General features: G+C 47.8%; 8 protein-coding genes and 1 rRNA gene. 6 read left to right on the plus strand and 3 right to left on the minus strand.

All coding sequences use genetic code 11. The features are described from left to right. Positions 1-114 precede the first annotated feature (114 nt). The 3 genes from H8L47_RS08155 (at position 115) to H8L47_RS08165 (ending at position 2,336) form a co-directional block, all read left to right on the plus strand. On the plus strand, positions 115-831 hold the full coding sequence (locus H8L47_RS08155) for a pseudouridine synthase (protein ID WP_186953052.1): 717 nt from the start codon (positions 115-117) through the stop codon (positions 829-831). Between the two features lie 109 nt (positions 832-940). Beyond that, a complete protein-coding gene (locus H8L47_RS08160; protein ID WP_186953053.1) occupies positions 941-1,555 on the plus strand; it encodes a ParA family protein in 615 nt (204 codons plus the stop codon). Between the two features lie 172 nt (positions 1,556-1,727). Beyond that, positions 1,728-2,336, plus strand: coding sequence for a lysophospholipid acyltransferase family protein (locus H8L47_RS08165; RefSeq protein ID WP_186953054.1), 609 nt, complete (start codon positions 1,728-1,730; stop codon positions 2,334-2,336). Positions 2,337-2,531: 195 nt separating this feature from the next. On the opposite strand, the gene H8L47_RS08170 is transcribed toward H8L47_RS08165, so the two are convergent. Further along, positions 2,532-3,605 (minus strand): acyltransferase family protein, encoded by a 1,074-nt coding sequence (locus H8L47_RS08170; protein WP_186953055.1) that lies wholly within the window; start codon positions 3,603-3,605, stop codon positions 2,532-2,534. Positions 3,606-3,904: 299 nt separating this feature from the next. Between H8L47_RS08170 and H8L47_RS08175 the strand changes: the two genes are divergently transcribed. Continuing rightward, positions 3,905-4,549, plus strand: coding sequence for a flagellar basal body-associated FliL family protein (locus H8L47_RS08175; RefSeq protein ID WP_186953056.1), 645 nt, complete (start codon positions 3,905-3,907; stop codon positions 4,547-4,549). A 69-nt stretch (positions 4,550-4,618) separates the two neighbouring features. On the opposite strand, the gene H8L47_RS08180 is transcribed toward H8L47_RS08175, so the two are convergent. Further along, complete coding sequence (locus H8L47_RS08180; RefSeq protein WP_186953057.1) at positions 4,619-5,104, minus strand: CinA family protein; 486 nt, start codon at positions 5,102-5,104, stop codon at positions 4,619-4,621. 376 nt (positions 5,105-5,480) lie between these two features. On the opposite strand from H8L47_RS08180, the gene H8L47_RS08185 reads away from it, so the two are divergent. Beyond that, positions 5,481-6,308 carry an HDOD domain-containing protein gene (locus tag H8L47_RS08185; RefSeq protein WP_186953058.1) on the plus strand — a complete coding sequence of 276 codons (828 nt, stop codon included), beginning with the start codon at positions 5,481-5,483 and terminating at the stop codon, positions 6,306-6,308. Positions 6,309-6,380: 72 nt separating this feature from the next. Here H8L47_RS08185 and H8L47_RS08190 read toward each other — a convergent pair whose 3' ends face one another. Beyond that, positions 6,381-7,988, minus strand: coding sequence for an NAD(P)/FAD-dependent oxidoreductase (locus tag H8L47_RS08190; protein WP_186953059.1), 1,608 nt, complete (start codon positions 7,986-7,988; stop codon positions 6,381-6,383). A gap of 728 nt (positions 7,989-8,716) precedes the next feature. On the opposite strand from H8L47_RS08190, the gene H8L47_RS08195 reads away from it, so the two are divergent. Next, positions 8,717-8,809, plus strand: a 16S ribosomal RNA gene (locus H8L47_RS08195); the annotation flags it as partial.

Consider the following 8,809-nt stretch of genomic DNA (forward strand, 5'->3'; position numbering starts at 1 on the left):
TGTATAGTTTGAAGTTCGGCCTTGCCCTGACTCGCCGGGCTCATGTCCTTCACGTCCACTTTCACTGTTACAGCCCACTAGCCGCAGCAGGCATACATCTGATAAAGTCGCGTCATGACAAAACTAAGCTTAGATAAGATCCTGCAGTCGCAAGGATTTGGAACCCGAAAATATTGCCGCGATCTGGTGGAAGATGGCGAAGTCTCCATCAATGGCGAAGTTATACGCAGCGTCAAGACCAGTTATGAGACCCAGGGTTTGCAGTTTCATATTTTTGAAGAAGACTGGGAATTTCGTGAACGTGTCTACATCGTCCTCAATAAACCTGCCAATTTTGAGTGCTCTCGCAAGCCTAGTCATCACCCTGGCGTACTGACACTGTTACCCGAGCAATTCAGCTGGCGCGATGTGCAACCGGTAGGGCGACTGGATCATGATACAACTGGTATGTTGCTGATGTCTGATGACGGCCCATTTATCCATGCGCAATCATCACCCAAGCGCCATGTCCCCAAGGTCTACCAGGCGACGACTGCTGAGCCAGTGACGGAAGAATTGGTGAATCTATTATTGCAAGGCGTCAAACTGCATGATGAGCCAGCAGCTTTGGCCGCAGTGCATTGCCAAAAGCTGGATGATAATCTGCTGGAAATCGTGCTGGAGCAGGGTAAGTATCACCAGGTCAAGCGCATGCTGGCGGCAGCGGGCAATCATTGTGCTGCCTTGCAGCGCACCGCCATCGGAAAATTGACCTTGGAGTCGCTGGGACTGGAAGAAGGAGAGTGGTGTTATCTGACACCTGAACAGTTGGCTTTATTGGTCCCTGCTTGAGCTTGCTTTGCTGTTTTTTCGTTTTTATAGATGAAATCTTGCTATCTTCTGCTTAGTATGGATAATCTGAGCAGTTGCTATGGTTCTTAAACTGTAAAAAGGAGTGGACATGCCTGTCATCGCAATCGTCAATCCCAAGGGTGGGGTAGGAAAAAGCACAGTGGCCACCAACCTGGCTGGGTATTTTGCCTCCAGCGGGCATAAGGTCATGCTGGGGGACACCGATGTACAGCAATCTTCACGCACCTGGTTGTCCTTGCGGCCCGAGAACCTGCCACAGATCCAGCCTTGGGATATTGCTGACCGCAATGTTTTGAAGCCCCCAAAAGGTACTACCCATGTGGTATTGGATACCCCGGCTGGCCTGACAGGCAGCAAGCTTGACGCTGTGCTCAAGTCAGCAGATAAGATCATCGTCCCTTTGCAAGCTTCTATTTTTGATATTTTGGCAACGGAAGAATTCCTCAAAAATCTGTCCCAGCACAAGAAGAATGGCTATCAGGTTGGGATATTGGGCATGCGTGTGAACACCCGCAGCAAGGCGGCCGAGCAGCTTGAGCATTATGTTGACCAGCTAGGTTTGCCAGTCCTCGGTTTCTTGCGGGATACCCAAAACTATATACAACTGGCTGCCCATGGGGCCACCTTATGGGATGTCGCTCCCTCCAGGGTGGAAAAAGATTTGCCACAATGGCAAGGCATACTGAGCTGGGTAAAGACTTGATCTCCCTTGCTTGGGTATTGTTTGATATTGCTTTTATATTGCTTTGATAAGTGCTTTCGTTAATTTATCTTAAAAAAGCTGATATCTAGTTCCCATAGTTGCTACTGCTCACTATAATGCCGCTTGCTTGAAGAGAAGGCAGAATTCTCTTTTCTTATCAAAGACTTACGGCATGCATCTTACCATTTTTGAAACTCCCATCATTAATACCATCATGCGCTGGCTATCTGTGTTGTGCCTGAAGCTGGCTGGCTGGAAGGTGGAGGGCATCGTTCCTGCCGAGCAAAAATATGTCTTGATTGCAGCGCCCCACACCAGTAACTGGGATTTTCCCATTACGCTGATGGTTTGTTTTGCCCTGCGCTTGCGGGTTTACTGGATGGGCAAATCCAGCCTGTTTCCGCCCGTTGTGGGCCACGTCATGCGCTGGCTCGGTGGTATTCCGGTAGACAGGGCCAAGTCCGGTAATCTGGTGCAAGGCACGGTCGATGCTTTTCATGCCAATCAAAGACTGACTGTTATCGTGCCGCCAGAGGGAACCCGCGGCAAAGTCACACACTGGAAGACAGGTTTTTATTATATTGCTCAGGGGGCAGGCGTACCAATTGCACTTGGCTATCTGGATTTCAAACGCAAGGCTGGCGGCATCGGCAAAATGTTTGCCTTAAGCGGTGACATTACTGCTGATATGGAAAAGATACGCGAGTTTTATTGTGGAATTTCAGGCAAGCACCCGCAGCAATTTGATGAAGGTAAAATACAAGCCAGAATTGATAAGTAGGACACCGATCAGGAAGTTTTTCTACAATATTTCTTAGAATCTGTTTAGGATCTGTAGCGATCGTCAGCGGGGTCAGGGCAACATTCAGGGCAACTTAAGCGCAGCGAAAAAAGCGGAAAGCACTCTAGTACATGAGCATTTTGAGCCGCACTGAACCCCGATCACGCACGCACAGTAAGATCGCAAACAGGGTTCTTAAGGTTCCTGATGCACAGTCTTGTCCTGTGCTTCTGGTGCCACGTCAGCAATGGTCGCAGGCTGAGGTATCAATAACCAGTTCAAGGGGTTCAGGATAAAGCGTTTGGTCAGCATTTCGGCTTTCTCATGGGCGCATACCCAGGTGATCAGCATCGAGAGCAAGACCGATATTGCCAGTGCAATCGTATTTTCATATTTGAAAATGGCACGCAATACACCCGTCTCTTGCAGAATAATCAACGCCATGCCATGCCACACCAGCACATAGATAGAGCGCTTGCCTATGTTCGCCAGTCCCAGTTCTTTTTGTGCCAGCAAATACAGGACAGATAATCCTATCACCGTGGACGTTGCATATTGCAATAACTGATACATGCTGCCAGTCAGATTCGCCATTTCCAGCCTGTGCAGGGAATAACTGCCATAGAACCAGCGATAGTCGAAATCGCTCTTCAGGAGGAATGCACCGACGAAGGCAGTGATCACAACGGCGGCACTGAGCCACAGTTTTTCATTATTCTTCGCATTGAACACGTCTTGTCCAAGTTTCCATCCCAGTAAGAAGTAAGGGAAGAAAATCAGGGTGCGTGATATGCCCAGGAAATAACCAGCATGCTCAGAGTAGCTGGCAGCCAGCGAGAGTGCCAATGCCAGCATGACGCCAAATTGCATACGCGAAAACAAGGGCAGCAACAGGCGCCAGCATAACAAGCTCAACAAATACCACAACATCCAGTAAGGCGCGACCAGGCCGGCATAGACGCTGGCATTGCCTCTCAATAGAAATTCGGTCGTTTCATAAATAATCTCAAAACCTATCAGGGGCACCAGGACGGTAGATATGAGTTGCGTGGTATTTTTATCATCCCACTGCGCCTTGGAAAACATGCCAGACATCAAGGCGAACATGGGCATGTGGAAGGAATACACAAAAATCCAGACGGAACGCAATATATGATCTTCACCCACGTAGATTTCTATCAGATGACCAAAGACAACCAGAAAAATCAAGACGGCCTTGATATTGTCTATGCTCAGGTTTCTGACTTTGGGGATGGCGGGTGTGGTCATGCGTGTAATGACTTGCGGGGAATGCCGACATGATAGCGAAATCAGCAGTTGTTTTACACCCCTAGTTTGTAACGAAGCGTTCAATAGATTTTAGGAAATGCATAAAAATAATGACAAAGTAGAAAACATTTCAGGGAATAGGTCTACATCAGCGGGAAATGAAGATGTATTCATTGACGCTTTATGAAATTGAGTAAAATAGCGTTATGCTAGGCCAGCTTTAAAAATTCCCCGTTAGCAATATAATCACTAGGTCGGCGCTGTGGCCTTTGGCCATATGCCAGCTCTATGAGGTAGTCATGTCTAAAGATAGGTCCAGGGCCAGTTTGCTCATTGAACAACTTGATTTTGAGGCTATAGATGGCAGCGAACCCAAGAAACCTGATCCTGCATTGGACTTTGATTTCGATGGAGATGCGGCTGAGGTAGTTGCTGCGCCGCTGGTTAAGCCCAATGCACCTGCAGGTCCCGCACGCAGTACTCCACCTGCTCCGAATCGAAAGACTGCAGCGCTGGAAAAAAAATCTGGAAAAAAAAGCGCCACATCGGATCGGTTTGGGGTTTATGCTGCATTGATTGTCATGCTTGGCTTTGCCATTTTGCTGGCGATATTCTTTTACATGCGCAGTGTGACTGCGAATGCTGCCGGGCTAAGTTATTTTGAATTGCCGCAGCAAGTGGCAAATCTGAATGGCCAGGTAGTACGCATGCAGGTAACCATACAAGTCCGCACTGAGGACAAGGAATGGTTGTTTGAAAACAGAAAAGTATTATCCAATGTATTTCAAATCGAATTCGCCAAAATTGACCCTGACGATTTACATAGCGAAGAAGGCTTCGATGCTGTCAGGGCACAGCTAAAATCAGGTCTCAATCAAGCCTTGAAATCTGACAAGATAGAATCGGTACTGATTAATGAGTTATTGATGCAAAACCGGGAATAACAAAGCGGCCGCATTGTAAATTCAAGACGTGCAATGGGCATACTGCATGTCTGCTTGTCTATCGGCGACTCAAAGTTCCCTGATGTATCTCAAAAGCTTGGTCAGAGCATGAGCAACGGTTTGCTCCCGCACAGCTTTTCTGTCTCCCGCAAATACCAGCCTTTCGGTATGTGTGACGCCACCAACGACCCAGCCAAAGCAAATTGTGCCTACGGGTTTGCCGGGCACTGCCCCAGTCGGACCAGCAATCCCAGTGGTTGATAGTGATAGATGGGCTTCTGAATTGGCCAGGGCCCCCTGTGCCATTGCTGCTGCTATTTCTTCGCTGACAGCACCATGCTGTGCGATCAATGCGGCTGGTATATCCAATAATTCAGTCTTGGAGGAGTTGGAATAGGTGACAAAGCCACAATCAAACCATTCTGAAGATCCGGCAATTTCTGTGATGGCGTGGGAAACACCACCGCCAGTGCATGATTCTGCGATGCTGAGAATAAGTTTCTTGGATTTGAGTTCTTCACCAACTTGTGTTGCGAGTTCTAAGGCATTTTGCATGATGTGTCTCCTGTCTGCTTGCACTGGCTTAAACTTATTCATGAGGCTAAAACTACTTTACCACCATGTCCACCAGAAAGTGAAGTAAAGAAATAAGACAAAAAGCCTGCTGACAGGAAACTAACAATTCCTGTTTGTTCCAGCAAAAGCAGCGCAGGTAAACGTAAGGGGAAACGCAATCGTGATATTGCCCACGACATGCAAAGCAACGCAAGCAGCAAAAAAGCATTTCTGAAAAACCAATATCAGAGTATGATTTTTGATAGCAATGTGCATTCTTCCCCACGCCAAGGGAAGTTTGTTGAAGGTGTATCAATTTCCGGAAATAATGAGAGGCTAAGACCTCTTGTATCTACATCCCCAAAGGAGATGCCCTATGAAAATCGAGACTCTGTTTCAGCAGCAAAATGCTTTGCCTTCGATCCCCAAAGTCGTCCAGGAAGTCATAGACAGTTTTAATAATGATGATGTCTCCATAGACGAAATTGCCCGCAAGCTGTCTGCAGATCAGGTCCTGAGTGCAAAATTGCTGCGGCTGGCAAACTCCTCTTATTATCATGCCTCCAGAACGGTAGGCTCGGTTGACGATGCAGTGTTGATGCTGGGCTTCATGACCGTGCGTACACTGGTGGTCAGTAGTGGCCTGACTAGCGGTTTCAAGTCCATGCCTGGGGTGGATCTGAAGCAATTCTGGCGCTATAGCTTGCATACTGCCGTCGTCTCAAAATGGCTGGCAAAAAAAGCCCATTGCAATTCAGATTTTGCTTTCACCGTAGGTTTAATGCATGCCATAGGCCAATTGGTCATGCATGCGGGCATGCCTGAGCAAATGCTGCAAGTCGATAAAACTGCCGGGCCGCTGGATGCACGCAGACCAGATGTAGAGCACACCTCTTTTGGCTTTAACTTTTTTGATGTCGGTGCTGAGTTGGCTAAACGCTGGCGCTTTCCTGACAGTTTTGCAACGGCCATCAAAGCCTGCGCAGAACCATTGCAACAATCAGAGTTTGATCAGATAGGCGCTGTCGTACATCTGGCTTCCTGGTGCGCACGTGGAGAAGAAAGTCATTACTCAAAAGAAGAGCGCGAAGCGACCTTTCCAACGGATGTGGCAAAAAAACTAGGAATAAAACCAGAACTCATACTGGAGGAAATGCCGCCGCTCAATGAGTTGGCTGCAGGGCTGGAAGATTTACTAGGGTAAGGCGCAGATGAAAAAATGGCAAAAACCTGACAGGTTTTTGCCATTTTCATTCTCTCTACCTGATATTGTCGTTTATGATTGCGCCTGTATATCCAGGGCAACCGCCTCGGCGACCCTGATACCATCGACTGCGGCAGACAAGATGCCGCCTGCATAGCCAGCACCTTCGCCTGCAGGAAACAGACCGCGGGTATTCAAACTTTGTAGATCATCGTCATTGCGCTTAATACGTATGGGCGAAGATGTGCGTGTTTCCACGCCAGTCAGAATCGCATCCTTCATGGCAAATCCTTTGATTTTTTTGTCAAACTCAGGCAGGGCTTCGCGTATTGCCGTAATGGCAAATTCAGGCAAAATTGTGGCAAGATCGCACAAGGTAATGCCGGGCTTGTAAGATGGCTCCACTGTCCCTAGTACTGTAGACGGGCGGGCAGCCAAAAAGTCACCCACCAGTTGGCCGGGGGCATTGTAATTTTGTCCGCCTGCTTCATACGCCTTCTCTTCTAGCGCCCTCTGCAAATCTATACCCGCCAACGGGTCTCCAGGATAATCAGCCGGGGTAATGCCCACCACGATGGCCGAGTTTGCATTGCGTTCATTGCGCGAATACTGACTCATGCCATTTGTCACAACACGGCCAGGTTCAGACGTTGCTGCCACCACCGTACCACCAGGACACATGCAAAAGCTATATACCGAACGACCATTTTTGGCATGGTGCACCAACTTATAATCTGCCGCACCCAGTATCTTGTTGCCTGCATTGGGACCAAAGCGCGCCTTGTCGATAACAGACTGCGGGTGTTCTACCCTGAAGCCTATCGAAAATGGTTTGGCTTCCACATATATGCCACGATCAGCGATCATCTTGAATGTGTCGCGAGCACTATGGCCGATCGCCAGCACCACATGTGCCGTTTCTATGTATTCATCGTCATTTAACTGCACCCCCTGAACCCGGCCATCGACGATATCAATATCCGTCACTCTTTGCTCAAACCGGATTTCACCACCCAGAGCTTCTATATTATGGCGCATCTCTTCTATCATCTTCACCAGACGAAAGGTGCCTATATGCGGCTTACTGACATACATGATTTCTTCAGGCGCACCAGCCTTGACGAACTCCGTCAGTACCTTGCGGCCATAATGCTTGGGGTCTTTGATCTGGCTATATAATTTACCGTCAGAAAAAGTACCTGCTCCACCTTCGCCAAACTGCACATTCGATTCTGGCTTCAACTCACGTTTGCGCCACAGGCCCCAGGTATCCTTGGTGCGTTCGCGTACAGTCTTGCCGCGCTCAAGCACGATAGGGCGAAATCCCATTTCAGCCAGCAGCAGTGCTACAAACAGGCCACAAGGCCCAAAGCCTATGACAACAGGGCGCTTAAAAGGCTTATTGTTTGCGCGAGTCACAAATTTATAAGTGGTATCCGGCGTCGCCGACAATTTTGTGCGGTTCCTGTGGCTTGCTAGCAGAGCATCTTCATTTGTTGTTTCCACATCTATCGTGTAGATCAGTATGATCGCCGTCTTCTTGCGTGCATCGTAGCTGCGACGAAATACAGTAAAGTTAATCAGCTCGTTTTCAGTAATACCCAATTCCCGCAGCACGGCTGCTTTCAGCTCGTCCTCGGCATGGTCTAGTGGAAGTTGTAAATCGGTAATGCGCAACATAAATTCGGTCCAGATAGCACTAATGATAAAAATGACTCTCTTATATCTATATATATAAGAGAGCCCTTGCTTAGTGGTTTGATGAATCCGGTATTTTAACCGCATGTGCTTTCATATAAAGATTTCCTTGCATGGAAATTGATGCCGACTTAGCCGGTAGCGCTGTGCGTACCATCACTACAGAGAGTCGGGAGAAGCAAGTAAATAATTACCGCAAAGTGCTTGCACTGCAATCAGTAAGTTTGCTATAGTTCGCCTCCCGCTGAAGAGCGGGGATGAAGAGAGTGAAGTAATTCTTGGTTTGAGCGAAAGAAATGACGCGGAAAGCCTGGTCTGTAAATAGCCTGAAGTAGTTGGGATTAAATCTAAAAGATTTAAACTGAACGAAATAAAAACAGGGTGTTGACAGCGACAAAGAAGTGCTTCATAATCTCGTTTCTCTGCTGCTAACGCACACAACGCTGCGCCGCAAAACTGGATGAATAAGTAGTCCGGTGAGGTAGAAAAGAATACGGTTCTTTAACAATTAACAGTCAATAAATGTGGGCACTTGGTGAAGCGCACCAAGCAACTTAGGTTGCTTGGAAATGCTTAAATAATATAGCAAGTGTTCACAAGAAGTATAAAGCAAGACGGTGATTTAGAAATAAGTCACTGAACTGTCAGTATTTTGAGTGAGCGATGTGTCATGCGAATGACACAGACAGAAATGTCACAAAACAGAGATTAAACTGAAGAGTTTGATCCTGGCTCAGATTGAACGCTGGCGGCATGCCTTACACATGCAAGTCGAACGGCAGCGCGGGGCAACCTGGCGGCGA

The organism is Undibacterium umbellatum (genome assembly GCF_014284125.1).
GTDB classification, from domain to species: Bacteria; Pseudomonadota; Gammaproteobacteria; order Burkholderiales; family Burkholderiaceae_D; genus Undibacterium; species Undibacterium umbellatum.